Source organism: Candidatus Zixiibacteriota bacterium (genome assembly GCA_017999435.1).
GTDB lineage: Bacteria > Zixibacteria > MSB-5A5 > GN15 > FEB-12 > JAGNLV01.
In genome coordinates this window covers 181,521-207,387 of the sequence record JAGNLV010000003.1, presented here as the reverse complement: position 1 = coordinate 207,387, position 25,867 = coordinate 181,521, and the positions used below count along the sequence as shown (strand labels likewise).

Sequence of the window (25,867 nt, the reverse complement as noted above, 5' to 3'; positions counted from 1 at the left end):
GTCAGCGGCCCTGTCCGGAGTCAGGGGCGGTGATCCCGGCTCCGGCCGAGAGCGCGGGAAGCGTGTCGCGGATTTCCCCGCACTGCAGCATGGCGGCCCCCCAGTAGGAGTTCCAGACAATCCCTTCGGTTTGCAGCCAGTAGGCGCCGGTGTTGTGGAAAGCCATCGGGCAGTATGTGAGGTAGAAGGGGCGGTCGTCGGCGTGACCGAACGCCCGGTGCAGGTCGATGGCGGTGGCGGAAAGATCGCGGAAAGCGTTGCGCACGGCGGCGATGTCGCCGGCGGCCGCGCCCGCCCGCGCGGCGGTCTGCAGGCGCCGCGACAGGTCCATCCACAGTGCGTGTGCCCGGCCGGCGAAGAGGCTCATGTCAACCGCCGCCGTCTTCGCCGCCAGATCGTCCAGGCCGCGCCGCGAAGCCTCGAATTGATCCTTCGCGAGAGCCATCTGGACTTCGAAATACGCCTCGTAGAGCGGGGAGAGGGATGCCCGGGCGTCCGGCGAGATCGCGACGTCCGCGCCGGCGGCGGGATGGTCGCCGTGCACAGACGCGCTGTCGGCCGCCCGGCGGGCGAGCGGCGCAGGGGACATCATCGAAGGTTTCGCCTGAATCTGCAGCTCGGCGTCGATCTTGAACGCCCCGCGCGAGACCACTTCCTCTCCCTCGGCCAGCCCGTTGGCGACGACATAGAAATCCCCTGCCCGCGGACCGAGGACTATGTCGCGCCCTTCGTACACCGGGCCGTCGCCGTCCTCGGCCGTTTTGACGTAAACCACCGCCCGCGTGCCGGTCACCAGCGGCGCCGAGGTGGGGATGAGCAGGGGGGCGTCCGGCCGGCCGGTGGAGCGCGCGAGGCCGCTCTCGGAGCCAAGCCGCGCCGCAACCTCGCCCGAGACAAACATCTTCGGTTTCAGCCGGCCCGCAGCGTTGTCCACCGCCGCCCGGACGCGCGCGGTCCGGCTCTCCGGGTCGATGACCGGGTCGATGAACGATACGACCGCGGAGAACGTCTCGCCGGGTAGCGCCTGGGCAGTGAAGGTGAACCGCTGCCCCTCGCGCAGCCAGGGGAGATCGGACTCATATGCTTCCAGAATCACCCACAGCCGGGAGAGATCGGCGACCGTATAGATGCGCATGCCGGTCTCGACATATTCCCCCTCGAGAGCTTCTTTCTCGATCACCGTGCCGCTGATGGGCGAGAGAATCGTCAAGTGGTCGCTGGGTTGGCCGCCGGCCTCGATACGCTCGATCTGCTCGGCGGTCAGTCCCCAGAGACGGAGCCGTTCGCGGGCTGCGGCCAGGGTCGATTCGGCTGTCGCGCGCACCAGTCCGGCGCTCTGCGCCGCTGCGGCCAGCGCTTTCTTCGCCTGCAAGAGCTCCTGCTGGGTTGACAAAAGATCGGGCGAGTAGAGCGAAACCAGGGGCGCCCCCCGCCGCACGGTGACCCCGGTGTAGTCGGCGAAAAGCGTGTCAATACGGCCGGGCACGCGGGCCGCAATGTACGCCAGGCGGGTTTCGTCATAGTCGATCTGCCCGACCAGGCGAATGTCCGCCTCGGCGTCGGCGCGCCGGACCGGCGCGGTCTCGATGCGGGCCAGCCTCCGGGCCGCCTCGCTCATCGCAATCTGGCGGGGACCGAGGCGGCCGCTGCCGCGCCCGGTCTCGACCGGGATAAGATCCATGAAGCAGATCGGGCACTTCCCCGGTTTGGGCAGTTGAATCTGCGGGTGCATGGAGCAGGTCCACAGCACTGGGGCGTTCGCCTCTTCGGCGCCGGGGCGCCCGCTGTCGGCGGAGGGAGCGGGACTCCCGCCCCCGCCGATCATCAGGCCGAGCGCGAACACGCCCATGACCAGCGCAATCTGCACCGCGAGGCCGAGCCGGGTTCGGCGGAACCGGTCGATTCGGCTCCGGGGGGAGCGGCCGCCGGCAGCCTCAAAATCGTTCATAGCTGTTCTCTCTGTGCGAAGTTTTCGGAATCATCGTATGTCACCGTTCGGTCGCCGGCGTCTCGCCGGTGAGTCGGCCGCCGGCGAGCATCTCAAGCTCCGCCAGGCGGACGGCGGCGGCGGCGACAGCCTCGCTGTGGGCCAGTTGAAATTCGAGCAGTTGCCGCTGGGCGTCCAGGAGACTCAGAAAATCGAGCGCCCCGGCCTGGTAGGCTGTGTAGGCGGCATTGAGCCCCTCCTCGGCTTTGGGCAGAAGGCCGCCGGCGTACAACTCGACCCGACGGCGCGCGTCGCGGTACTGGTACATCACGTCGGCGGCATATGTACGCAGCCGGTTGCGCGACTCGGTCAGATCATAAGCGGCGGCCCGTTCGCGGGCCTCGGCCGCGCGCGACCGGGCCTGGTTCTTGCCGAGCCAAAGGGGGAGGGAGACGGATGCACTGAGCACCCAGGTGTCCGCACCGTCGCCGGTCATCCCCGGGTCGGCTGACCGGCCGGCGAAGAGGTAGTCGGCGCCGACGGTCAGGCCGGGATACCGTGCGGCATTCGCCGCCCGCACCCCGGCCCGCTCCTGCTCCACCATGGCCGCCATCGCCCGAAGGTCGGGATTGGCCGAGTCAATCGCGGCCAGCGCCGTCGTTTCGTCGATAGTAACCGCCGGGGGAACCACGCCGGCCGGTACGGGAAGTTCAGTCGCGGCGGGCAGATTGAGCTCCGCGAGCAGTTGCTGTCGGGAGGGCCCGAGGCGATCCTCGAGCGAGTGCACCTGGTTGTCCATGGCGGCCAACTCCACCTGGGCCTTGATTACATCGGGATGCGAGGCCAGGGCGGCCCGGTACTTGGTGCGGACAACCTCCTCCCAGAACGTGAGGAGCTGCAGGTTTTCGCGCATGAGCGCAACCTGCCGGCTGAGGTTCCAGTAGTTGTAGTAGGCCGCGGTCGTGCGGTAGATCACAGCCAGGCGCGCCGCCTCGCAGCGGTCGTACGCCGCCCGGGCGGCAGCCGCCGCCATCGCCTTCTCGGCCCGAAGCCCGCCAAGCCACGGAATCTCCTGGCGCGCCCCGAGCCGCGGCTGTTTGGGATCGACCATGTACTCGAACATCAGCATCGGGTCGGGCAGCGTTCCCGCGTAACCCGTCTGAGCCGCTTCGGCGCGCCAGCTCTCATAGGCCCGACGGACATCGGGACTCCGGTTGAGGGCGACCCGAAGGTAATCGTCGAGAGCCGGGCTGGCCGGCAGAACCGTGTCGGCCAGTGCCGGCTCGGCGCCCCGGGACGCTCCGGAGATCGATAGAACGAGCAGCAGCGCCACGATGAACCAACTGGTGGGAGCATGGAGTACTCGGCTCTTCATGCCAACTCACAAAACAACCGACGTGCCGACCTGATAATGGTATGATTAGCAGCAACTTAACATTTGAATGTATGGCTGACGAATGAAGTCATTGAAGAATATTATTCAACGGGTGAAGAATATTGTTAACAAGAATGCCGAATGAGACTATAAGTTGGTGTATGGATCGGTCGATCACAAGCCGGCCAATCCGCCGGTGATACCGTTTTCAGGAGGAAACGTGCAGAAGACGCCTGCCCATCCGGAAAGCTCCCCTTTGGCGGGCCCGCGCTCCGGCTCGCTCACTGAATCTCTGCCTGAGAGAACGCGCTACCGTCTGGCGATCATCGGCGGCATCATCCTGGTTACGGTCAGCATTCACTACGGCTGGGTGCTGGAGCCGATTTTTGGTCCCCAGCACTGGATCCATGCCATCCACGGACGGCTGTGCTACATCCCGATCGTCCTGGCCGCCTCCTGGTTCGGCCTGCGGGGGGGGTTGGGGGCGGCGGCAGCGATCTCGCTGCTCGTGCTCCCGTTCATCTTCGTCAACGACCTCGGCGCGCACAACACGGCCGGAGAGGTCACTGAAATCGTCTTCTACTTCGCCCTCGGCGGCCTGATCGGCGGGATCGTCGACCGCGAGCGCAGGGTCCGCCGCCGCCAGCAGGAGACAGAACTCGCGCTCGAACGGTCGCAGCGCCAGGCGCTGGTGGGCCGGATGGCTTCGACCGTGGCCCACGAGATCAAGAACCCGATCGCCAGCATCAAGGGGGCGGTGGAGATCATCTGCGACAAGGACACGCCGGAGGCGGACCGGGCGGAGTTCCGCGAGATCGCGGTGAGCGAGATCCGGCGGATCGACGGGACGCTCCGCGATTTCCTCGAGTTCGGCCGCCCGCGCGAGCCGCACCTGGCGCCGATGAATCTGTCGGAGACGGTGGCGGCCGGACTGCGCCAGATCGAGGCCCCGGCGGCCCACGCCGGCGTCCGGCTGGTGCGGCACATCCAGCCGGACGTCGCCATCGTCGGCGACCGGGAGAAGATCCACCAGGTCATGCTCAATTTGCTGCTCAATGCGCTCGAGGCGTCCGCCCCGGGAGGCGCCGTGCGCGTGGCCGTGGAATCCGAGGCCGGCGGCGCGCGCCTCACGATAGCGGACGGCGGCCACGGCATCCCGCCGGAGGCAGTCGGGCGCATTTTCGACCCGTTCTTCACGACGAAATCCTCGGGCAGCGGTCTCGGGCTGGCCGTGGCCAGGCAGATCGTCGAAAGCCACGGCGGGTCGATCGCGGTCGAGAGCACGGTCGGGGCGGGGACGACGTTCACGCTCCGGCTGCCCGCGGGGGAGGTGCGATGACGGTGCGCATTCTTTTGGCCGACGACGACGCCTCACTGCGCCGCGTCCTCCAGTTCAAGCTGGAGCGGCAGGGGTTCGCGGTCACGGCGGCCGGCGACGGCGCCGAGGCTCTCGACCGCCTCACCCGGGAGCGTTTCGACCTGCTCCTCTCGGACATCAGGATGCCCCGGCTGTCCGGGATCGAACTGCTCGAGCGGGTGCGCGGCGTACAGCCGGATCTTGAGGTGATTTTCATCAGCGCCCACGCCGAGGTCGCCCAGGCGGTGCAGGCCGTCAAGCTCGGTGCCTTCGACTATCTCACCAAGCCGTTCGAGGACGAGCAGTTGTTCGTGGCCATCGACAAGGCCCTCGAGCATCGCCGGCTCGCCGAAGAAAACCGCCTCCTGCGGGGACGACTCCGGGGGCGCGACGTAATGCGGAAACTCGTGGGCGTCTCCCGCCCCTTCCGGGAGATGATGGCGCTGGTGGAGAAAATCGCGCCGACCGATGCGACGGTGCTGATTGCGGGAGAGTCGGGCACCGGCAAGGAGATGATCGCGCGGGCGATCCACTACGGCAGCCACCGGGCCGACCGGGAGTTGGTGGTCGTCAACTGCGCCGCCATCCCCAGGGATCTGATCGAATCGGAGCTGTTCGGGCACGTGCGGGGGGCGTTCACCGGGGCCGTGCGCGACAAGCGGGGGAAATTCGAGCTGGCCGACCGGGGGACGCTCTTTCTCGATGAAATCGCTGAGTTGTCGATCGACCTGCAGGCCAAGCTCCTCCGGGCGATTCAGGAGAAAACGATCGAGCCGGTCGGCGCGGAAAAGCCGGTCGAGATGGATGTCCGCCTGATCGCGGCGACCAATGTGGACCTCAAGGAGCGAGCCGCCCGGGGGAGATTCCGGGAGGATCTCTACTACCGGCTCAACGTCATTCCCCTCCGGGTGCCGAGCCTGCGCGAGCGGCGCGAGGATATCCCCATTCTCGTCAAGGAGTTCGCGCGCGCTTTCGCCCCCTCCGCGCCGCTGGCGGTCGATGCCGAGCTCATGGCGCGGCTGGCGGCGTACGCCTGGCCGGGCAATATCCGCGAACTCGAAAACCTGATCGAGCGCATGGCGATCCTCCGGCGCGGCGAGGTGCTCACGACCGCGGATTTGCCTCCGGATTTCGGCCGCGACGTCGGCCCGGCCGAGGCCCGCCCCGCCGCGGGCGACCCGGAACCGGAGCGCACCCTGCCGGAGACGGAGAAGCAACTCATCATCAAGGCGCTGACCCGCACCGGCGGCAATCGGTCGCGGGCCGCGCTGCAGCTCGGAATCCCGAGGCACGTTCTGGTGTACCGGATGAAGAAGTACGGCCTGCACGGCCCGGACGCCTGAGCGGTCGGCGACCCGCGCGTCCTCGGGGGGCCCCGTCGTTCCTCACACAAGTCTAACGGAAAGTTAGTGGTTTCCTTACCGGGGGAGGCGTTTTACCTTAGTGCGGAAAGCGACCGTCGCAGCCGGTGGAGAGGCGCCATGGCGAAGGAACCGATTCTCGTCATCGAAGATGAACAGGACATCCAGGAGCTGATTGCCTACAACCTCGCCCGCGAGGGGTACCGCGTCGTGCGGGCGGTGACCGGCGAAGACGGTTTGGCCTGCGCCCGCCGGGAGCCGCCGGCGCTCGTGTTGCTGGACCTCATGCTGCCCGGCGTCGACGGTTTGGAGGTATGCCGCCAGTTGAAGCACAGCCCCGCCACCCGCGCGATCCCGATTGTCATGCTCACTGCCAAGGGGGAAGAGAGCGACATCGTCGCCGGGCTCGAAATGGGGGCCGATGACTATATCGCCAAGCCGTTCAGCCCCAAAGTGCTCATCGCGCGCATCCGGGCAGTGCTCCGGCGCAAGGCGACCGGGCCGGAGGACGCCGCGGCGCGGCTGGCCATTCACGGCTTCATCATCGACCCCGGGCGGCACGAGGTGAGCGTCGACGGCCGCCCGGTCCAACTCACGCACACCGAATTTCAGATCCTGCACCTCCTCGCGCGGCGGCCCGGATGGGTCTACACGCGGTACCAGATCGTCAACCAGGTGCGCGGCGAGGATGTGATCGTCACCGACCGGTCGGTCGATGTGCAGATTGTCGGTCTGCGCAAGAAACTGGGCGCGGCCGGCCGGTATATCGAAACCGTGCGGGGCGTCGGCTACCGCCTCCGGGAGAACTGATGCGGCAGCGGCGGATGTTGTGGCAGTTGTTCCCCTCGTTTGTACTGGTCGTGGCGCTGGCGGCGGGGGGCGTCTACCTCTACACGCGGCAGGCTTACCGGACCGCCCATTACCATGAAGCCGTCCACGATCTGGAGATGCGGGCGCGGCTGGCGGAGAGGGTCATCACCCCCTACCTGGATGCGCACGACAACGATGCTCTCGATTCGCTCGTGGTCGCGCTCGGCCGCGCCGGCCGGACGCGGTTCACGGTCGTGGGGGCCGACGGCCGCGTGCTGGCCGACAGCGAGGAAGATCCGAAACACATGGAGCAGCACCGGTTTCGCCCGGAGATTGCCGCCGCCCTGCGCGGAGAGATGATGGCCTCCCGGCGCTACAGCAGCACGCTCCAGCGCCACATGCTGTACACGGCGGTGCCGGTCCTTGCCGACGACCGGGTGGTCGGCGTGGTGCGGACGGCCATCCCGGAAGACGCGGCCGAAGGGGGGATCGGGACGGTGACCGGGACGCTGGCCGGTGATGTGGTCGTCGGCGGACTGCTGTTGGTGCTGCTCGCGGCCGTGATCAGCCGCCTCGTTGCCCGGTCGGTGGTGCGCCCGATCGGCGACCTGCGCGCCGGCGCCGACCGGTTCGCGCGCGGCGAGTTCGACTATGCCCTTCCGGCGGCCGGGCATCAGGAAATCGCCGGGCTCGCCCAGGCGATGAACGAAATGGCCGCCCAGCTCCACGAGCGCATGGAGGCGATCGGCCGCCGGCGCAACGAACAGGAGGCCATTCTCGCCGCCATGGTCGAGGGAGTCCTGGCGGTCGATACCTCCGAACGTATCCTCACCCTGAATGCCGCCGCCGCCCGGCTGCTCCGCATCCGGCCCGAGGAGGCCGTCGGGCGGAGCGTGCCCGAGGTTGTGCGCAACAGCGAACTGCACCGCCTGGTCTCGGAGACGCTCCACTCCGGAGCGCCGGTGGAGGGGACGATCGAATTGGCCGGCGACGACGAGCGGCAGCTGCAGGTCCACGGCACCACGCTGCGCGACGGGTCGGGCAACGCCGCCGGCGGCGTGATCGTGCTCAACGACATCACCCGCCTGCGCCGTCTGGAAAACATCCGCACAGATTTCGTCGCCAATGTCTCCCACGAACTCCGCACGCCCGTCACCTCGATCAAGGGTTTTCTCGAGACGCTGCTCGACGGGGCGATGGACCGGCCCGAGGATGCGCGGCGCTTTCTTGAGATCATCAAGCGCCAGGCCGACCAGTTGAACAACATCATCGAGGATCTCCTCGCCCTCTCGCGCCTTGAGCAGGAGCGCGACGGCGAGGGGTGTGAGGTCACACGCCGGCCCGTGGGAGGCGTGCTGCGGTCGGCGGTGCAGAGCTGCGAATCCCGCGCCCGGGAGAAAGGGATTGCGCTCCTGTGCGAGGGCGACCTCGATCTCGTGGCCCCGATCAACCCCAGCCTGCTGGAGCAGGCGCTCGTCAATCTCCTGAGCAATGCGATCACCTACGGCCCGGCCGGCAGCACGGTGCGGGCGGGGGCGCGCCGGTCGGTCGAGGGCGTCGAGCTGTTCGTCGCCGATGAGGGGCCGGGGATCGAGCCGCGCTACCACGAGCGGATCTTCGAGCGGTTCTATCGCATCGACAAGGCGCGCAGCCGCGACCAGGGGGGAACCGGGCTGGGTTTGGCCATCGTCAAACACATCGCCCGCGCCCACAAGGGGCGGGTGACGGTGCGCAGCGCGGTCGGACAGGGGAGCACGTTCAGCATCCATCTGCCGCACTCGGCCTAATTCATTGCGCCGTAGCCTCTTGTCATCGTGCAGCGCCCGTAGGTGCGGAGACGGTGACGAGAAAATTCGCGGCCAATTAACCCGGCGCTAACCTCCGCCTAACACTGAGTACGTTCTGTCGCCATGGAATAGAGAAACCGGACGCCGCACGTCCGGCCCCTGTGCAAACCGTGCAAGGTGAAAGGGACTTGAGAACATGAAGAGAGGGATAATCGTTTTTCTTGCCGCCTCCGTCGTCGGCGCCGCCTCGGCCGCGGAGTGGACAGACAATGTCAAGGTCAAAGGGGATCTGCGCTACCGTCATGAAGTGCTCGACCGCAACAGCGATACTTCGCCGGCACGCAACCGCCAGCGCCTTCGGGCGCGCCTGGCGATCGAGGGCCGGGTCTCGGAGACCGCCAAAGTGGTCGTGGGGTTGGCCTCAGGTTCCGATGATCCGGTCTCGACTAACCAGACGCTCGGGGAGTCGTTCACGACCAAGAATCTGGGGCTCGACCTGGCCTCCCTGATGTATCGCCCCGCACGCCTGAGCTTCCTGACCCTCACGGCGGGCAAGATGGAAAAGCCTTTCATCATCCCCGGCCATTCCGAACTCCAGTGGGACGGCGACCTCAACCCGGAGGGGGCGGCGGCCGCACTGGAGCACAACTTTGAAAAGCTCACTCTGGCCGCGGTTGTGTCCGGTCTGTGGATCCAGGAGCGATCGAAGACGAAGGACAGCTGGCTCGGCAGCGGGCAGGTTTCCGCCCGTCTCTCTCTCAACGAGGACAAATCGGGCCTGCTCGTTGGCGCCGGCTACTTTGACTACCAGAATATCAAAGGTTTCCCGCTCTTCTACGACGAAGAGGATGCTTTCGGCAACAGCGCGGTGGAAGCGCAGTTCGGGGGCGAGACAGTCAATGTCTACGCGCATGACTACAACATCGTGGAGGCGTTCGTGGAATTGACGCACCCCCTGGGCGCGGTGCCGGCGGCGCTGTTCGGGCACTACGTGAACAACATCGAAGCCGACAGCCTCAATGCCGGCTGGTCGCTCGGGGCGTCGGCCGGCAAAATCAAGAATCCCGGCTCGTGGACGGTGCGGTATGTCTACCGCGAGCTCGAGGCCGATGCCGTCGTCGGGGCGTTCACCGATTCCGACTTGGGCGAGGGCGGCGCCAACGCCTCCGGCCACGAGGTCTCAGCCGCCTGCCAGGTGGCCGGGAACACTACGTTCAGCGCCACCTATTTCTATAACACCATCGGAATCGGTGCGTCCGACAAGGCCGAGTACTTAAACCGGCTGCAGGTCGACCTGCAGCTCAAATTCTGAGGGGCACACCCGTGCAAGAGGCATCCTCACAAGATCCTAACAATGCAAATGTTATGTCATCGGAACGCCAGATGGAAGGCAGAGGAGAGAACACGATGAAGAAGGTACTGATCGGCGGCGCCCTGCTGCTCGTGGCCGGAGTGGCGCTGAGCGCCGGCGCCATCACGATGAAAGGGTCCGACACGCTCGTCCGCCTCGGCCAGCGCTGGGCCGAGGAGTATATGAAGCAAAATCCGGGGACGGTGATCCAGGTTTCCGGCGGCGGCTCGGGCACGGGGATCGCCGCCCTGCTCAACGGATCGACCGACATCTGCCAGGCCTCCCGCGACATGAAGGAGAAAGAGTACCAACTGGCCGAAAAGAACGGCAAGGAGCCATTCCGGGTGGCGGTCGCGCTCGACGGCATCGCCGTGTTTCTCAATGCGAAGAACCCGGTCGGCGAGCTCACCGTGCCCCAGCTCAAAGGCATCTACACCGGCGCCATCGTCAACTGGAAAGAGGTCGGCGGACCGGACGCTCCGATCATTCTCTACGGCCGCGAAAACAACTCCGGCACCTACGTGTTCTTCAAGGAGCACGTCCTGAATGATGAGGACTACGCCGATCGGACGCAGACGCTTCCGGGGACGGCCGCGGTGGTGAACGCGGTGGGGAAGGATCCCAACGGGATCGGCTACGGCGGTCTGGCGTGGGCGACGGGCGTGAAGTTCGCGGCGGTTCGGCAAAACGATACAGCCGCCGCCGTGATGCCCTCGCTGGAGACGGTCTCGGACGGCCGGTATCCCATTTCGCGCGACCTCTACTGGTTCTTCAACGGCCCCCCGACCGGCGAGCTGAAGAAACTGCTCAACTGGGTGCTCTCGCCCGCCGGTCAGACCATGGCGGCCGACATCGACTACGTGCCGCTGCCCGCCGAGAGAGCCAGAGCCAACCAGGTTCCGTGAGCCGTGAGACGGCGACGACCGCCGGCGGAGAGAGCAAAGCAATAGCCGCGCGGCGGCGGGCATCGGCCCGCCCGCCGCGGCGCGCTGCCGGGTGAGTAAGTATGCAGCCCTACCAGTTCCGACCGAAATCGAAGATCAGGGAGTTCCTGGGCGAGCGCCTCATCCAGGTCACGGCGCTCACCGCCCTGGTCTCGGTCGCGCTCATCTTCATCTTTATCTTCAAGGAAGCCGTCCCGATTTTCACCGATGAGTCCGTCCGCGAGGAAGTCACGCTGGAGAAAATGGTCGTCAAGCAGGAGTGGAAGGCGGGGCGGGAGGCGTCGTGCAAATGGCAGCCGGAGTCCGGGACGCCGAAGTACTCGCTGCTGCCGCTGTTTGTGGGGACGCTGAAGGCGGCGCTCATCGCCATGCTATTCGCCGTCCCGCTCGGCGTGGGGGCGGCGATCTACTCGGCCGAGTTCGCCTCCCGCCGCCTGCGGGAGTTCATCAAGCCGGTGGTGGAACTGCTGGCGGGCATTCCCTCCGTTGTCCTCGGGTTCTTCGCCCTGCTTGTTTTGGCGACGGTGGTGCAGAACGCGCTCGGGTTGACTTACCGGCTGAACGCGATCACCGCCGGCCTGGCCCTCGGCCTCGCCGTCATCCCGATTGTCTTCACGGTGGCGGAGGATGCGATGACTTCGGTGCCGCAGTCGCTGCGCGACGCGGCGCTGGCGCTCGGGGCCAACCGGTGGCAGGTCTCGCGGACAGTCGTGCTTCCGGCCGCCCTGCCGGGCATCGCCGCCGGCGTCATCCTCGGGTTCGGGCGCGCGATCGGGGAAACGATGATTGTGCTGATGGCCTCGGGGAACGCCGCGGTCGTCTCGCTCGCGCCCGGCGATTCGGTGCGGACGCTCTCCGCGACCATCGCCGCGGAACTGGCCGAAGTCGTGTTCGGGAGCGCCCACTACAGCGTGCTCTTTCTGCTCGGAACCCTCCTGTTCGTTTTCACCTTCCTCATCAACCTCGGGGGCGACGTGGCGCTGCGCCGGATCAGGACGCGCCTGCAGGGGAGGACGTCATGAGCGCCGTCCCCCGCGGCCTCGCGGCGCGGCCCGGCCCGCCGGCGCCCGACTTTCAGTTGAAAGCCAAAGGCACGGGGCTGCTTCCGAAGTCCTTGACCCTGGCGGCCGTCGCGATTATCGCGCTCATGCTGGCCGTCATTCTCGCCAACATTCTGATCGGCGGCCGGGAAGTCCTCTCGGTCGATTTCCTTACCCATCCGCCGGAGCAGGGGATGCAGGCGGGGGGTATTTTCCCGGCGATCTTCGGGACCGTGGCGCTGGTGCTGCTCATGACGATCGCGGTGGTGCCGATCGGGGTGTTGACGGCCGTCTACCTGCACGAATACACGCGGCCCGACTCGAAGATCACGCGGCTGATCCGCATCGCGATCAGCAATCTCGCCGGGGTGCCATCGATCGTCTTCGGCCTGTTCGGACTGGGGTTTTTCATCGGGTTCGTCGGCGGCGGGCTCGACGCGGTGTTTCATGGCGGGGCGCCGGGCCCGGTGTGGGGACAGCCGGCGATCGTCTGGGCGGCGGCCACGCTCGCCCTGCTGACCCTTCCCGTGGTGATCATCTCGACCGAGGAGGCGCTGCGGACCATCCCGGGAGAGCTCAAGGACGCCAGCTACGCGCTCGGGGCGACCAAACTGCAGACGATCCGGCGGATCATTCTCCCGCAGGCGATGCCGGGGATTCTCACCGGCGGCATCCTGGCCGTGAGCCGCGGCGCCGGGGAGGTCGCGCCGATCATGTTCACCGGGGCCGCCTACTACCTGCCCTACCTCCCCACCCGGCTCAACGACCAGTTCATGGAGCTCGGCTACCACATCTACGTCATGGCGACCCAGTCGCCCGACATCGAGGCCACCAAGCCGATCCTCTACGGCACTGTTTTGGTGTTGCTGGTGCTGACCTTTGTCCTTAACTTCACCGCGATCATCATTCGATCGCGACTGCGCGCGAGGCGTCCGAATGCCTGAAGACACACCGCCCACCGCCGACAACCGGCCGCGGCCGACGCCGCCTGCTTTGCCCGACGGAGAACCGGCCCGCCCGGGGATGGCCGATCCGCTCCGCGCGCCGCAGGTGCGGTTCGCGCGTCCGTCCGAGCCCGAGGGCGAGACCGCCTGCAAGATCACCGTGGATCACCAGAACTTCTTCTACGGCCACCACCAGGCGCTCTTCGACATCAACCTGCAGATTGCGGAGAAGCGCGTCACCGCGCTCATCGGACCCTCCGGCTGCGGCAAGTCGACTTTCCTGCGCACCCTCAACCGGATGAACGATACGATCCCGGGCACGCGCATGGAAGGCACGGTGCGGCTGGGCGGTCTCGACATCTACCGCGACATCGCCGACCTCTCCACCCTGCGGACGCGGGTGGGGATGGTGTTTCAGAAGTCCAACCCGTTTCCCAAGTCGGTGTTCGACAACGTCGCCTACGGCCTGCGGGTCAACGGCGTGACCGACAGGCAGATTGTCGCCGCGTCGGTCGAGGATGCGCTCCGGCGGTCGTTTCTGTGGGACGAGGTGAAGGACAAACTCGATCAGAGCGCCTACATGCTCTCGGGCGGGCAGCAGCAGCGGCTGTGCATCGCGCGGGCGCTCGCGGTCCGGCCCGAGGTGCTGTTGATGGACGAGCCGGCCTCCGCCCTCGACCCCATTTCCACCACCAAGATCGAGGACCTGATCGGCGATCTGCGCGACAACTACACGATTGTCATCGTCACCCACAACATGCAGCAGGCGGCCCGCATCTCCGACTACACCGCCTTCTTCTACGAGGGGCGCCTGATCGAGTACGGGCCGACGCGGAGAATATTCACGAAGCCGTCGCTCAAGCGGACCGAGGACTACGTCACCGGCCGATTCGGCTGAGGCGGCCCGACGCAAACCACACACGCCCGGAAAAAGGGAACCCGATCGCATGACCCGACACCTGCAGAGAGAAATCGAGCGGATCAAGAAGAAGATCCTGTCGCTCAGCGCGATGGTCGAAGAACGCCTCCACCTGAGCGTGAAATCGATCGCCGAACGCAACTCCGAGATGGCGCTGCGCGTGTGCGAGTCGGACTGGGAGATCGACCGCATGGAGGTGGAGGTCGAGGAGGACTGCCTGAAAATTCTCGCCCTCCACCAGCCGGTCGCGATCGATCTGCGCTTCCTTATCGCCGTCCTCAAAATCAACAGCGACCTCGAGCGCATAGGAGATCTCGCCGCCGGCATCGCCGAGCAGGGGATCTTCCTCGCCGCCCGGCCCAGGGTCGTCCTCCCCTTCGACTTCCCCCGCATGGCGGAGATCGCCAAGGACATGCTCAAAGGGGCGATCGACTCCCTCGTCTCTATGAACCCCGACCTCGCCGCCGGAGTGTGTCTCCGCGACGACGAGATCGACGGGCTCCACCGGGAGATGTACCGCCAGGTCGAGGCCGGCATGCGCGCCCAGCCCGACCAGATCGAAACTTACATCCACATGCTCGCCGTCTCCCGCCAGCTCGAGCGGATCGGCGACCACGCCACCAACATCGCCGAAGACGTCATCTACATGGTCGAGGGCATCATCGCCCGCCACCGGATGGACCAGTACAATCATTCCGAGGAGAGCGGGGGAGATTCCGGGACAGCCGGGCCGTCCGGATCGGACTAGCCGGGGGACCGGGCGGCCGCCCGAACGAGAAACCGGGGCGCTTGCGGCGACAAAAACCGCCGCGCCCGGTGGGACGCGGCGGCCGGCTTGTGTGCGAATTGCGGTCGGGGGCTGAGCCGCCTTACTGGCACGGCGTCAGCGGCGGACCGTTGCGGAACAGGTAGTTGATCAGCATCGTCACGTCGGCAACCGCCACCGCCCCGTCGCAGTTGAGGTCACCCGGCGGGAGAGCCAGTCCGGTTACTTTCAGATACATGCGGATGGGGCTGTGCTCGACATAGACGCCGGGCGCTGCCGGAACGACCAGCATTTCCCCGACATACTCCCCGATCGGCAGGCCGGTATGGTTGACGGTCAGCCCCACAGTCGCGGGCGAGGTGAACGGCGCCGCGGCCGGGTCGGCGAGCTTCACCCAGCTTTGGCCGGGCAACAGGTTGAACTGGAGCGGGTTCAGGGAGTGGCTGAAATTCACATAGACAATCGGGTACGAAGGGACGCCCGCCACCGCCTCCAGGCGGACTGAATCGGTCGAGACAAACAGCGTGTCGACCGGCGCCTGGATCGTGAGGTTGACCTCGATGGCGCTCGCCGGCAGAATGACCTCGGGGTCGGTGGTGGAGATGTTCAGGTGCCCGGTGTGAAGGCCGCCGGGGAGACCGGCAAGATCAACCGTCACCTGCACCGTTGCCGGGGCGGTCCACGGAGATTCGGCGCCGTTCACGACCCGTATCCAGCTCTCGTCCGGGGAGATCGTGAAGTCGACCGCAGCCGGCGCCGAGGTGAAACTGACCGGCAGCGTGTCGACGGCCGGATACCCGTAGACGGCGTCGAAATCAAGCGCCGTGGGAGCGGCGAACAGCGTGTCAGGCGGCCGGGCTGCATCGAGATACGCGACGGTCGGCACGTACAGATCGCCGTCGCGCGCCACGGCGTTGCGGTACGGATCGGCCCGGTTGACCGGGACGGGAATGATGTCGGCCACTCCCGACGAATAGCGCTCATAGATCAGATTGGCGACGACGATGGTGCCCGTGAATGGGTTCGGGTTGAACTCAAGGCCGATGGCCCGGCACGAATCGTGATTCGTGTAGTCCCGGCCCACGAGGAGGAGCCCGACTTCCGGGGGGTAGGTGACGTCGGCCAGTCGGAAGGCCGGTCCAGCGGTGTTTTCCAAAAATGACAGGTTGAAGGCCCGCACCCCCGACTGCACGTGGATCGTCAGCGGGAGCGTAACCTCATTGACTTCCGCCGCAATGCCGAGCATGCGGGGGATAAACAGCGTGTCGCCCGGCGAAGGGGCGAAGGTGTAGGTATCCGTGGCGCCGCACGTGGGGACCGGCCCGCCCTCGAAGACGTATTCGAGCAGCGGCACTAGATCGCCCACCGTTATGCCGGCGCGGCCGTCCATTTCGGCCATGGCCGGGTTGGGCAACGGCGGGGCACCCTCAATGCCGAGCCAGTTGACGAGAGCGGCGAGGTCTCCAAGGCTGACGCCCCCGCTGTTGTCCACATCGCCGCACAGCTGTGCTGCTGCCTGGGGCGCTGCGAGCAACAGCACGCCGAGGATGGCTGCCGCCAATATTCGCGGCACGATCATCACAGTATCCTCCTGCGCGAAAGCGCGCTCATGATAAATGGTTTGAGTAAGGGGATCGGCGCTTGTGTGAGCAGGGTCGGGCGATCCCCGATGACTACTTTAACATGCAGGCAAAGGTGCCGTTTGTCAAGCGATAGTTGCGCACTGCGAAGGCCGGGGAAGCGATCCCGCCGGCAGAAGAACGCCGCGCCCGGCGGGGCGCGGCGGCGCACCTGCAACTGTTAACGAAAGAGTCTCTCAAAAGGAGGTAGTAGTGGTATCGGCCGCGGCGCGGAATGCTTTAGCCCGCCCGGCGGCCGTTCATACCCCTTGCGAAGATTCACCGGCGGCGTTAGTTTCCCGGACAACCCGAAACGTGGCGAAAAGAGTGTGATTTCCTGGCGTGAAATAGGGCGCCTGCCCAACCTGCTGAGTCTGTCGCGGATCGCGATGACCCCGCTGATCGGCTATTTCCTGTGGCTCGACACCCCGGCCGCCCCGTTTGTCTGCGTCGGTTTCCTGTTCCTGGCGGCTGTGACTGACGGACTCGACGGCTACCTGGCGCGGCGGCGGGGGCTCACCAGCGACCTCGGCCGGGTGCTCGATCCGGTGGCCGACAAGATCATGGCCGGGGTGTTGGTACTCCTGCTGGTCGCCTACCGGGGTTTTCCGCTCTGGCTGGCGGTGGTCATTCTTGGCCGGGACCTGCTCATCATGGCCGCCGGGCTCTTCCTGCTGCAGGGGCGGAAGGTCGTCCTCGGCTCCAACATCACCGGGAAATACACTTTCACCGCGATCGCCTTCCTGCTGGGCAGCTATGTCATCCGCTTCCCGTTCGGCATGTTGGTGATGCCGCCGATTACGCTCGCCCTCATTGCCTTTTCGATGATCCTCTATGCCCGCGTGTTCCTGCGGGTTCGCCGAGGCGATCGGCCTGCCCCCGAGCACGACCGCCCGGGCTACAAGATGGTGCGCGTTACTCTGCTGGTGCTCTTTCTGGTTATCTTCGCCGTCCAACTCGCCGAATACCTTTGGTAATTCCGGCTGAAGGCGCCGGCAGAATCGGGACCGGATAGCCTGTTCCGAAAAAGGCGGTCATCGGAGGCAGCCGCTTAACCCTGGAGGGATTGGACGTTCACCCCCACCGGGTGGTAGCCGTTCTCCTCGATTGCCCCGTCGCGGATGCGGACAATGCGCGGCGCCTGTTTGGCGATGTTGACATCGTGCGTGATGATGATGACTGTCTTGCCTGCGTTGCGGAGCTCGTCGAACAGGGCAATGATTTGTTTTCCGGAAGCGGTGTCGAGATTGCCGGTCGGCTCGTCGGCGAGGATGATCTCCGGCTCGTTAGCCAGCGCGCGGGCGATCGCCACACGCTGCATTTCGCCGCCGGAGAGCTCGGTCGGCTTGTTGCTGACTTTGTCGGCGAGGCCGACCCGGGCAAGCAGCTCGAGCACCCGCCGTTTGCGCTGCCGCGCCGGCACCCGGGCGAACAGGAGGGGGACCTCGACGTTCTCAAACGACGTGGCGTAGGGCAGCAGGTTGAACGCCTGGAAGACGAAGCCGATGGTTTGGTTGCGGATGTCGGCGAGCTGATTGGAGGTCATGGCGCCGACCGGCCGGCCGTCGAGAAGATACTCGCCTGCGCTCGGCACATCCAGGCAGCCGATCAAATTCATGAGGGTCGACTTGCCGGAGCCGGAGGGCCCGACGATGGCGAGGTATTCGCCCCGGTCGACCGCCAGCGACACCCCCTTGAGGGCCTTGAACGACACCGCCCCGGTGCGGTATTCCTTCTCGACGTTGTGCAGTGCGATCAGCATGTGGTTTGTGCTCCCTGTCTCCAATGGTTACTCGTAGCGCAGCGACTCCACCGGGTTGACCGAGGCCGCCCGCAGCGCGGGGAAAAAGCCCGACAGCAGGCCCATGACGCCGAGGATGGCGACGACAATCGCGCCCACGTCCAGCGAGATGGTCGGCCGTCCCATGAAATCCAGCACCTCCGATTCGATGGGAAGGCGTTTGAAACCCTCGGTGAGGATGTAGCTGATCGCCAGGCCGCCGAAGCCGCCGAAGAACGTGATGATGATCGCCTCGATGAGGAACTGGGCGAGAATGTACGACCGCCGCGCCCCCACCGCCATCTTGATGCCGATCTCCCGCGTCCGCTCCCGGATCGACACGTACATGATGTTGGCCACGCCGACCCCGGCGATGAGCAGCGTCAGTCCGCCGACAATGCCGAGGAAAAGCTTCAGCCCGATCATGAGGTTCTCGAACTGCCGGGCGGACTCGGCGACGTCCCACACCCACAGAGCGCGCTCGTCGGCCGGGTCGAACGTGTACTTCGCCGCCATCGCCTCGTACACGGCCTTCTCCACCGCTTTCATGTCCTCGACGCGCTCGGGCTGGTACACGATGTTGTCGAGGTAGCGGTCGCCGAAAATCGCCTCGAACGTGGTGGCGGGAAGAGAGAGCTTGTCGGCATCCTGGCCGCTGTAGGAACTCATCTGCATCTTCTCGATTTCGACGCCGACGATGGTGAAGGGGATCCCCTTGACGAGAATCTGCTTGCCGACCGCATCCTCGTCGCCGAACAGCCGCTCCTTGAGATTGTGGCCGAGGTAGGCGACCCGGCGTTTGAGCCGCATGTCGAGGTCGTTGATCATCCGCCCCCCCTGCATGGGGATGTGCGAACGCATGAATTCGTAGTTGGGCGGAATGCCGTTGGCGTGCTCGCTCAGCACCTTGTCGCCGTAGCGGATCTCGGTCCCCCAGCGGTGGTACTCCCCGCCGATGTAGCGGAGTCCGGGCACGCGCTCCTCCAGGTACCGCACGTCGTCCTTCTTCAGCCAGATCGGGCGCCCTTTGCCGTATCCCTTGAACGGGATCGTTGTCTGGCCGCCCCAGACGATCGCGATGCCCTCGCCCAGCCCCTTGCCGTTGATCGACATCTGCCGCTGGAGTCCCTCGCCGAACGCCAGCAGCAGCACGATCGAGATCGTCCCCCAGCCGAGCGCGATCAGCGTCAGCGTGATCCGTTTCTTCTGCTTCCGGAAATCCCGGATGAAGACGTTGTAGACGGTCGCGAGGTTGATCATAGCCGCTCTCAGAACAGCTTCAGGGCCTGCACGGGTTGGAGGTTGGCGGCGCGGCGCGCCGGGAAGATGCCGGCGATGAAACCGACCAGACCGAGGAGCAGCGTGGCCACGAGGCTTCCGAACCAGTCGATGCGCGGCGTGCCGATATAGTCTGCAACCTGGAACATGGGCACGGCGGCGATGATGGCGGCGGCGAAGAGGAACCCGCACAGGCCGCCGAACCCGGTGATGAGCAGCGTCTCCATCACGAACTGCGACACAATCAGGCTCTTGCGCGCCCCCAGCGCCATCTTGATCCCAATCTCCTTCGTCCGCTCTTCGAGCACGACGTTCATGATGTTTGAGACGCCGATCCCGCCGGTGATGAGCGTGGCCGCGCCGATCCCGACCAGAAACGCCTGGAAGGCGAGGAAAAACGTCTTGAGAAACGCCATCCCCTCGGTCGTGTCCCACACCATGAGCGCCTCGGTGTCGCTGGGATCGAACCGGTAGCGCGCCCCCAGGATTCCGTAAATCTCCTCCCGGGCCTCTTTCATCGTCCGGTCGGGGTACGACTGGACGACGAAATCGTTCAGGTAGCGGATCGAGAACATCGCGCGAAAGGTCGAGGCCGGGATAAAAGCCTTGCTGTCGTCGCGCCCGTTGTACGAGCTGTCCTGCTTCTTCGACTTCATCACGCCGACGACCGTGAACGGCACGTTGTTGATGAGGACCACGCGGCCGACCGCGTCCTGGTCGCCGAACAGGTCGGTCTTGAGCCGGTTGCCGAGGAACACCACGCGCCGCCGCTCGGCCATGTCGGACCCGTTGAGGAACCGCGAGCCGACGTCGGCGATCAGGTTGCGCATCTCGCCGAATTCCGGCCAGACGCCCACGATGTTGCGGACGGTCTCGTTGCGGCCGTACTTCATCGGCGCGTTCCAGCGCGAGTACTCCGGCGAAATGCGCTGGACCGCCTGCGCTTTCTGCTTGATCAGGAGCACGTCGTCCTCGGTCGGGCGGATACGGCGCCCGCGCGGCAGCCCTCGGTACTCCTTCGAGGTGATTCCCGGCCAGAAGATGGCGATGTCTTCGCCGAGCCCGCGCTGCGACTTGATCTGCGCCTCGCCGATGCCCTGGCCGAAAGCGAACAGCAGGACGATCGCGCAGGTCCCCCAGAAGATGCCGAACATGGTCAGGGCGCTCCGCAGCTTCTGGCGGCGCACGTCGTTCATGAACTGGCGGAATACCTGCAGCGGGACCATCACATCCTCCGTCCGCCTCAGTCGCCGGTGATCTCGCGCGGCGGCCGCTCCACCAGCAGCTCGCCCTCCTCAAGGCCGTCGGTGATCTCGATCTTGATCCCGTCCGATAAGCCCGTCTTGACCTCACGCTTCGTCACCACACCGAGAGTATCCTGAACCTCGACGGTCGAGACGGAGTCCTCTGTTTTGACCAGCCGCTCCGGCACCGTCAGTATCCCCTCCTTCTTCGTAATGATGATGTCCGCGTTGGCGCTGTACCCGGCGCGGAGGAAGGTGTCGCTCACTTCGCCCAGAGCGATTTCCACCTCGAACAGCGTCGACCCCTCTTTCTGCGAGGCCTTGGGGGAGATCTTCGTGAGGCGGCCGGTGACTTTGCTGTTGGGCAGGGCCCCGACCTCGATTTCCGCCCCCATGTCTTCGTGCAGCTTGCCGACGTCGATTTCGTCGACGTCCCCCTTGAACACGAGGTTGTCCATGCGGGCGATCGTCATCAGCTCGGTGCCGGCCTGGTAGGAAGTGAGCGGAACGACCGGATCGCCCTCCTCGACGAGAATGGAGAGCACGGTCCCCGAAATGGGGGCCTTGATCGTGTTGTCGACCTGCAGGTCGGCGACCGTGGTCCGCCCCGACTGGATGAGGGAGAGGCGCTCCTCGGCCAGTTTGAGCCGAAGTTCCGCCTCCTCGTACGCGGCTCGCGCTTTGTCGAACTCCTGGTTGGAGATGAGCTGTTTGTCCTTGAGCGACTGCGTGCGGTCGAATTCCCGTTTGGCGTTGTCGAACGTCACCTGCGCGAGCTCGACCTGGCGCTTGGACTCCGCGAACTCCAGCGGCGTCGGGTCGGGGGCGATGTCAAAGAGCGGGTCGCCGACCGCCACGGTTTCGCCGACGTCGACGTAGCGGCGTTTGACGATGCCGGAGATCTTGGACTTGACCGCGATTTCTTTCTCCGGCACGATCCGCCCTACCGCCAGGGCCTTGTCAATAATGTCCCCCCGCTCCACCGGCACCGTTTTCAGCCCCTCCTCCTTCTTGGCCGAGCCGTCGATGGCGAAAAACAGAACCCCTCCGACGATGACGACGATGAAGGTGATGAGGAAGACCTTCTTGACCATTGGGCCTGACTCCCTGTAACGTGAGATTTGCGTCGCTGTTCAACTTCTACGTCAGGCAATACGGGAGGGCCGGCGAATTGTTTCGGGCGCCCTCGCCCTGGCGCGGCCCCCGGGGCCCCCGGGTGAACTTCGTGCCCCCCCGCGCGTACAAGAAATACCGGGCCGGCTCCCCCGCGGTCCCGGTCCTTATCTCAGCGGAGGCAGCAGCAGCGATGGCGATGACGCAAGGATACATAGTCGGCCGCCCGGCCGCGGCGATAGCCCGCCCGCCGACCGCGCCCCCGCACCTCGCGGCGGCCGCCCCCGCGGACCGCCGCCCCCAGCCCCAACCGGCGACTCTGCGGGCGGGCCGGGACAGTTCGCTGTCGATGGCGCTCCCGGCTTTTGCCGCCCGCACCACCGTCTTCCGCTGGCTCCGCGACTACTTCCTGGGACTGCGCCTCCTGGTCCGGTCGCTCCCCCGCTTCGCCTCGCTGACCGTCACTTACCACTCCGATCTCTCGTTCGTCGACCAGGTCGCCCCCGTGCTACTGCTGGCGAAATTCTTCGGCGTCCGGACCACCGTTCTCTACCGCAGCAACAAGGCGGAAACCGAGCTGGACGACTACGCGCGGGCGATTATCCCCTTCCTGCGGCTGAGCGATCGGGTGGTCGTGTCGTGCGCGTATCTGGCGGAGGTGTTCTCCCGCTACGGGCTGACCGCCGCGGTGCGGGCGGATACGGTCGATGCCGAGTTGTTCCCTGCCAAACAGGTCACCGCCGTGCAGCCGCACATCATCATGACCCGACGGCTGGCGCCCGGAAACGGTCTGACCGGCGCGCTGAAGGCGTTCCACCTGGTCAAACAGAAATACCCGCGGGCCGAGCTGACGATCGTGGGGGATGGTCCGTTGCGCCCGTGGCTGGAGGAGTTTGTCCGCCGCGAGCGCATCTACGGCGTGACCTTCACCGGCCGGGTCGACCATGCCGAGGTCGCCCGCCGCATGGCCGCCGCCGATATCTATCTCAACAACGCCACCATCGACGCCCTCCCGACTTCGCTGCTGGAAGCGCTGGCCTGCGGGCGGTGCGTCGTCAGCACCGCGGTCGGGGAGATCCCGAGAGTGATCTGCGATGGCCGTAACGGGCTGCTCGTGGCGCCGAACAATTTCGCCGGCCTCGCCGACCGGCTGCTCGAACTGATCGAAACGCCCGCCCTGTGCGCCCGGCTCTCGCGCCACGCGCCCGCGAGCCTGGCCCAATGGGCGGCTTCGGCAAATGCGCCGGATCCCGCCACGCCCGATCCCAGGACTGACCCGTGATTGCAGAGCCGACCGGCAATGGCGGAACCGATCTCCGGTGGCGTCCCGAAGGCGTGACCGTACGACAGGTTCCCAGCGGAGGGCCGGGCGCCGACTGGCCAGTGTGTGGCGGGGAGTGCCGGGGCGGCAGAAAAAATGGCTTGATCGGGGGGCGGGGCGCCGATATATTCCTATGTACGAATCCGCAATCCTGAACGGAGAGATGGCCGAGAGGCTGAAGGCGGCGGATTGCTAATCCGTTATAGGGCTTAATGGCTCTATCCAGGGTTCGAATCCCTGTCTCTCCGCTTTCTAATTGTCAACGACACTTGATTTGACACGTCACCTCCCTCCAGGCAGTGTGGTTTGCGTGGTCAGTGTCACCGGGCCTCGGCCCGCAGTTGGCTCTTCCCGCGACTCTCGGTTCGTCATGTTTTTCCTCCATTTTCCCCAAAACCTGCTATCTTGCGGTATATGACACTCGGCGGGCCGCCGCTGATAACTCGATTTCGTGGGGTATGGACATGAAGCTCTCTTACCGCGCCGCTCGTTTTTCTCACCGCCTGGTTCTTCTCGCCGCCACCTCGCTCCTTGCCACAACCGCCCCGACCGTGCGCGCCGAACGCGCCTCGTCGTCGGAGATGTCGCGCGCGTGCGAAAACTGGCTGACCCAAGTGGTTTTCACCCGGGGCGCGTGGGCCGGCGCGGCGGCGCCGACCGTGCTCGGCGCCCACGAGCTCGCGGTCGGCGACACCCTGCTGGCCCGGTACTACGACATCAGCCCGCGCGGTTTCGTGCTGGTCGCGGCGCTCAAAGAGATGACGCCGGTGAAAGCGTATTCCGACCGGTACAACCTCGATGACTCGCAGTCGGGCGGATTTCTCGCCATGATCACCGAACAACTGGCGAACCGCACGCGCCTCTATGCGGAGATGTTCGGCAGCCTCGAGGCGGCGCAGCCGCCCGAGGGCCCCGCCCTGTTCGGGCGCGGCCAGAAAGCCGAGTGGACCCGCCTCACCCTTCCGGCTGGCGAATTCGGGGCCGACCTGGCGGCTCAGGCGGCCCGGGCGACCCGCGACGGCGGGCCCCTGTGCACCACCAGCTGGGACCAGGGGTATCCCTACAACAAATTCTGCCCGCAGGGCCAGTACGGCACCTCTGTGGTCGGCTGCGTGGCCACCGCGGCCTCGCAGGTGATCGCCTACTGGCAGTGGCCGCCGAGCGGCGTTGGATCCCACACATACTACTGGGACGGCGACCAGTATTGCGGCGGCAATTACGGCGGCGGCTACCTCACCGCCTCCTATTCCGATTCCTACGACTGGGCGAACATCGTCGACAGCTGCAGCCTCGGCTGCACCCCGGCCCAGGAAGACGCCGTGGCCGAACTCTGCTACGAGGTCGGCGTCGCCTTTGACATGGACTACTCCTCCTGCGGTTCGGCGGCCTACACCGGGCAGGCCGTGCTCATCTACCCGCAGTATTTCAAGTTCAGCCCCGATGTCCGGCGCGTCGACCGCAGCGCCTACAGTCTCCACGAATGGTTCGACCTGGTGAAGAACGAGATCGACAGCGGGCGGGTCGTCCAGTACCGCATCAACCTGCATTCGATCGTCCTCGACGGCTACCGCGAGCAGATCCCGGGCCGCTATGAGTACCACATGAACTACGGCTGGGCGGATGCCTTCAACGCCTGGTACGTGTTCGACAGCCTGTACTGCGGCTGGATCGAGGGGGACATCTGCCCGGCCAGCGAGGAGTACATGATCACCCACATCTTTCCGCAGACCCAGCCGGTGCTTCAGAAAGTCGGCGAGGAGATCATCGAGGCGGGCGGCGACGGCAACGGGCGTCCCAACCCGGGCGAGGCCGTGGACCTGAACATCCAGGTGGTCAACAACGGCTGGGATGCGGTCAATCCGGCCGTCACTCTTTCCACCGACGACCCGTATATCGCGATCGAGGCGGCATCGGCGAGCCTCGGCGACACGCTTGCCTGGGGCGAGACGGGATTCACCCAGACGCCGCTCAAACTCGCTGTCGATGCCGGCTGCCCCGACCCGCACGTGGCTGTCCTGCACGTCACCATGGCGGCCGAGGGCGGCCACACGGCCTCCGACTCGATCCGCATCTTCATCGGCAACAGCGCCGGACTGGCGTCCGATTTCGAGGTCGATGACAACCGGTGGTGGCACCGGCCCCACACACAGTTCTTCGGCGACCAGTGGCACCGCGAGACCTACCGGAAGCACTCCGGCGCGACGAGCTGGAAAGTCGGCGGGACGGGCGGCAACTATTACGACAACGCCCTGGATGCGGCGCTGACGAGTCCGCCCTTCCTCCTGCCCCCGAACGCGGTGCTGAGTTTCTGGCACTGGCGCAACATCGAGTCGCCCACCGATGCCTGGGACGGCGCCATCGTCATGATCTCGGTCGCCGGCGGCTCCTGGCAGCAGGTCTTCCCCGAGGGGGGGTACCCGGACACGATCGTCGACAACCCCGCCAACGCCCTTCCCGGCGGGACGCCGTGTTACTCCGGCGACGCGGAATGGTCGGAGGCGGTGTTCGATCTGAGCGCCTATGCCGGAGTCGCCCAGGTGATGTTTCGGTTTGCCTCGGACGGGGCGCTCACGTATGAGGGGTGGTATGTTGACGATGTCGCGATTGTGTCGACCGGCTGCTGCCTCGGCCTGCGTGGCAACGTCGACGGCGATGCGGAGGACGAGGTCGGGGTGTCCGACCTGACCGCGCTCGTGGCGTTTCTGTTCCGCGGCGGTCCCGCGCCGGCGTGCGACGAGGAAGCCAATATTGATGGGAGCGGGATATTGAACGTGGCCGATCTGACCACGCTGATTAACTACCTGTTCCGCGGCGGTCCGCCGCCGGCCGCCTGTCCCTGAGGGTGCGCCGCGCCGGCGGCTGCCGTTCCGACCGCACAAAAGGGCCAGGGCTCGTCGCCCTGACCCTCTGCGCACGGATCGATGACCGGCG

Annotated in this window: 20 protein-coding genes and 1 tRNA gene; 14 read left to right on the top strand and 7 right to left on the bottom strand. The window is 66.0% G+C overall.

Annotation, left to right across the window (positions count from 1 at the left end; all coding sequences use genetic code 11):
- Window position 1 precedes the first annotated feature (1 nt).
- Window positions 2-1,948, bottom strand: a complete 1,947-nt coding sequence (locus tag KA261_09010) for an efflux RND transporter periplasmic adaptor subunit (GenBank protein ID MBP7697936.1) — start codon at window positions 1,946-1,948, stop codon at window positions 2-4.
- Window positions 1,949-1,988: 40 nt separating this feature from the next.
- A complete protein-coding gene (locus KA261_09005) occupies window positions 1,989-3,302 on the bottom strand; it encodes a TolC family protein (protein MBP7697935.1) in 1,314 nt (437 codons plus the stop codon).
- A 220-nt stretch (window positions 3,303-3,522) separates the two neighbouring features.
- On the opposite strand from KA261_09005, the gene KA261_09000 reads away from it, so the two are divergent.
- The 10 genes from KA261_09000 to phoU all read left to right on the top strand — a co-directional run bounded on the left by KA261_09000 (window position 3,523) and on the right by phoU (window position 14,563).
- On the top strand, window positions 3,523-4,641 hold the full coding sequence (locus tag KA261_09000; protein MBP7697934.1) for a hypothetical protein: 1,119 nt from the start codon (window positions 3,523-3,525) through the stop codon (window positions 4,639-4,641).
- On the top strand, window positions 4,638-6,002 hold the full coding sequence (locus tag KA261_08995; GenBank protein ID MBP7697933.1) for a sigma-54-dependent Fis family transcriptional regulator: 1,365 nt from the start codon (window positions 4,638-4,640) through the stop codon (window positions 6,000-6,002). The genes KA261_09000 and KA261_08995 overlap by 4 nt, the downstream gene beginning before the upstream one ends.
- Window positions 6,003-6,140: 138 nt before the next feature.
- Complete coding sequence (locus KA261_08990) at window positions 6,141-6,830, top strand: response regulator (GenBank protein ID MBP7697932.1); 690 nt, start codon at window positions 6,141-6,143, stop codon at window positions 6,828-6,830.
- Window positions 6,830-8,617, top strand: a complete 1,788-nt coding sequence (locus KA261_08985; GenBank protein MBP7697931.1) for a PAS domain-containing protein — start codon at window positions 6,830-6,832, stop codon at window positions 8,615-8,617. Before KA261_08990 ends, KA261_08985 begins: the two co-directional genes overlap by 1 nt.
- A gap of 196 nt (window positions 8,618-8,813) precedes the next feature.
- On the top strand, window positions 8,814-9,929 hold the full coding sequence (locus KA261_08980; protein MBP7697930.1) for a putative porin: 1,116 nt from the start codon (window positions 8,814-8,816) through the stop codon (window positions 9,927-9,929).
- 95 nt (window positions 9,930-10,024) lie between these two features.
- Window positions 10,025-10,873 carry a PstS family phosphate ABC transporter substrate-binding protein gene (locus tag KA261_08975; protein MBP7697929.1) on the top strand — a complete coding sequence of 283 codons (849 nt, stop codon included), beginning with the start codon at window positions 10,025-10,027 and terminating at the stop codon, window positions 10,871-10,873.
- Window positions 10,874-10,974: 101 nt separating this feature from the next.
- Window positions 10,975-11,934, top strand: a complete 960-nt coding sequence (gene pstC, locus KA261_08970; GenBank protein MBP7697928.1) for a phosphate ABC transporter permease subunit PstC — start codon at window positions 10,975-10,977, stop codon at window positions 11,932-11,934.
- Window positions 11,931-12,896, top strand: coding sequence for a phosphate ABC transporter permease PstA (gene pstA / locus KA261_08965; protein MBP7697927.1), 966 nt, complete (start codon window positions 11,931-11,933; stop codon window positions 12,894-12,896). The genes pstC and pstA overlap by 4 nt, the downstream gene beginning before the upstream one ends.
- Before the next feature lie 79 nt (window positions 12,897-12,975).
- Entirely contained in the window at window positions 12,976-13,794 is an 819-nt protein-coding gene (gene pstB, locus KA261_08960) for a phosphate ABC transporter ATP-binding protein (GenBank protein ID MBP7697926.1), read from the top strand.
- Between the two features lie 49 nt (window positions 13,795-13,843).
- Entirely contained in the window at window positions 13,844-14,563 is a 720-nt protein-coding gene (gene phoU / locus KA261_08955; protein ID MBP7697925.1) for a phosphate signaling complex protein PhoU, read from the top strand.
- A gap of 121 nt (window positions 14,564-14,684) precedes the next feature.
- Here the strand turns inward: phoU and KA261_08950 are convergent, their stop codons facing one another.
- On the bottom strand, window positions 14,685-16,160 hold the full coding sequence (locus KA261_08950) for a hypothetical protein (GenBank protein ID MBP7697924.1): 1,476 nt from the start codon (window positions 16,158-16,160) through the stop codon (window positions 14,685-14,687).
- 369 nt (window positions 16,161-16,529) lie between these two features.
- On the opposite strand from KA261_08950, the gene KA261_08945 reads away from it, so the two are divergent.
- The gene (locus KA261_08945) at window positions 16,530-17,177 is read left to right on the top strand and encodes a CDP-alcohol phosphatidyltransferase family protein (protein ID MBP7697923.1); all 648 of its coding nucleotides are present in this window, start codon (window positions 16,530-16,532) and stop codon (window positions 17,175-17,177) included.
- A 74-nt stretch (window positions 17,178-17,251) separates the two neighbouring features.
- Here the strand turns inward: KA261_08945 and KA261_08940 are convergent, their stop codons facing one another.
- The 4 genes from KA261_08940 to KA261_08925 are packed head-to-tail and all read right to left on the bottom strand — an operon-like array spanning window position 17,252 to window position 21,596.
- Window positions 17,252-17,962 (bottom strand): ABC transporter ATP-binding protein, encoded by a 711-nt coding sequence (locus KA261_08940; GenBank protein ID MBP7697922.1) that lies wholly within the window; start codon window positions 17,960-17,962, stop codon window positions 17,252-17,254.
- A 27-nt stretch (window positions 17,963-17,989) separates the two neighbouring features.
- A complete protein-coding gene (locus KA261_08935; GenBank protein MBP7697921.1) occupies window positions 17,990-19,240 on the bottom strand; it encodes an ABC transporter permease in 1,251 nt (416 codons plus the stop codon).
- Between the two features lie 8 nt (window positions 19,241-19,248).
- Complete coding sequence (locus KA261_08930) at window positions 19,249-20,484, bottom strand: ABC transporter permease (protein MBP7697920.1); 1,236 nt, start codon at window positions 20,482-20,484, stop codon at window positions 19,249-19,251.
- 17 nt (window positions 20,485-20,501) lie between these two features.
- Window positions 20,502-21,596, bottom strand: coding sequence for an efflux RND transporter periplasmic adaptor subunit (locus tag KA261_08925; GenBank protein MBP7697919.1), 1,095 nt, complete (start codon window positions 21,594-21,596; stop codon window positions 20,502-20,504).
- 212 nt (window positions 21,597-21,808) lie between these two features.
- Here KA261_08925 and KA261_08920 point away from each other — a divergent pair, with 212 nt between their 5' ends.
- From KA261_08920 to KA261_08910, 3 genes are all read left to right on the top strand, one after another.
- Window positions 21,809-22,897, top strand: coding sequence for a glycosyltransferase family 4 protein (locus KA261_08920; protein MBP7697918.1), 1,089 nt, complete (start codon window positions 21,809-21,811; stop codon window positions 22,895-22,897).
- Between the two features lie 196 nt (window positions 22,898-23,093).
- Window positions 23,094-23,184 (top strand) — tRNA-Ser (locus KA261_08915).
- A 216-nt stretch (window positions 23,185-23,400) separates the two neighbouring features.
- Complete coding sequence (locus tag KA261_08910; GenBank protein ID MBP7697917.1) at window positions 23,401-25,776, top strand: C10 family peptidase; 2,376 nt, start codon at window positions 23,401-23,403, stop codon at window positions 25,774-25,776.
- Window positions 25,777-25,867: the final 91 nt, after the last annotated feature.

Bases quoted from the DNA above. Each gene is read 5' to 3' on its own strand.
- KA261_09010 (MBP7697936.1), bottom strand. From the start codon at position 1,948: ATGAACGATTTTGAGGCTGCCGGCGGCCGCTCCCCCCGGAGCCGAATC.
- KA261_09005 (MBP7697935.1), bottom strand. From the start codon at position 3,302: ATGAAGAGCCGAGTACTCCATGCTCCCACCAGTTGGTTCATCGTGGCG.
- KA261_08995 (MBP7697933.1), top strand. From the start codon at position 4,638: ATGACGGTGCGCATTCTTTTGGCCGACGACGACGCCTCACTGCGCCGC.
- KA261_08990 (MBP7697932.1), top strand. From the start codon at position 6,141: ATGGCGAAGGAACCGATTCTCGTCATCGAAGATGAACAGGACATCCAG.
- KA261_08985 (MBP7697931.1), top strand. From the start codon at position 6,830: ATGCGGCAGCGGCGGATGTTGTGGCAGTTGTTCCCCTCGTTTGTACTG.
- KA261_08980 (MBP7697930.1), top strand. From the start codon at position 8,814: ATGAAGAGAGGGATAATCGTTTTTCTTGCCGCCTCCGTCGTCGGCGCC.
- KA261_08975 (MBP7697929.1), top strand. From the start codon at position 10,025: ATGAAGAAGGTACTGATCGGCGGCGCCCTGCTGCTCGTGGCCGGAGTG.
- pstC (MBP7697928.1), top strand. From the start codon at position 10,975: ATGCAGCCCTACCAGTTCCGACCGAAATCGAAGATCAGGGAGTTCCTG.
- pstA (MBP7697927.1), top strand. From the start codon at position 11,931: ATGAGCGCCGTCCCCCGCGGCCTCGCGGCGCGGCCCGGCCCGCCGGCG.
- pstB (MBP7697926.1), top strand. From the start codon at position 12,976: ATGGCCGATCCGCTCCGCGCGCCGCAGGTGCGGTTCGCGCGTCCGTCC.
- phoU (MBP7697925.1), top strand. From the start codon at position 13,844: ATGACCCGACACCTGCAGAGAGAAATCGAGCGGATCAAGAAGAAGATC.
- KA261_08950 (MBP7697924.1), bottom strand. From the start codon at position 16,160: ATGATCGTGCCGCGAATATTGGCGGCAGCCATCCTCGGCGTGCTGTTG.
- KA261_08940 (MBP7697922.1), bottom strand. From the start codon at position 17,962: ATGCTGATCGCACTGCACAACGTCGAGAAGGAATACCGCACCGGGGCG.
- KA261_08935 (MBP7697921.1), bottom strand. From the start codon at position 19,240: ATGATCAACCTCGCGACCGTCTACAACGTCTTCATCCGGGATTTCCGG.
- KA261_08930 (MBP7697920.1), bottom strand. From the start codon at position 20,484: ATGGTCCCGCTGCAGGTATTCCGCCAGTTCATGAACGACGTGCGCCGC.
- KA261_08925 (MBP7697919.1), bottom strand. From the start codon at position 21,596: ATGGTCAAGAAGGTCTTCCTCATCACCTTCATCGTCGTCATCGTCGGA.
- KA261_08920 (MBP7697918.1), top strand. From the start codon at position 21,809: ATGGCGATGACGCAAGGATACATAGTCGGCCGCCCGGCCGCGGCGATA.
- KA261_08910 (MBP7697917.1), top strand. From the start codon at position 23,401: ATGAAGCTCTCTTACCGCGCCGCTCGTTTTTCTCACCGCCTGGTTCTT.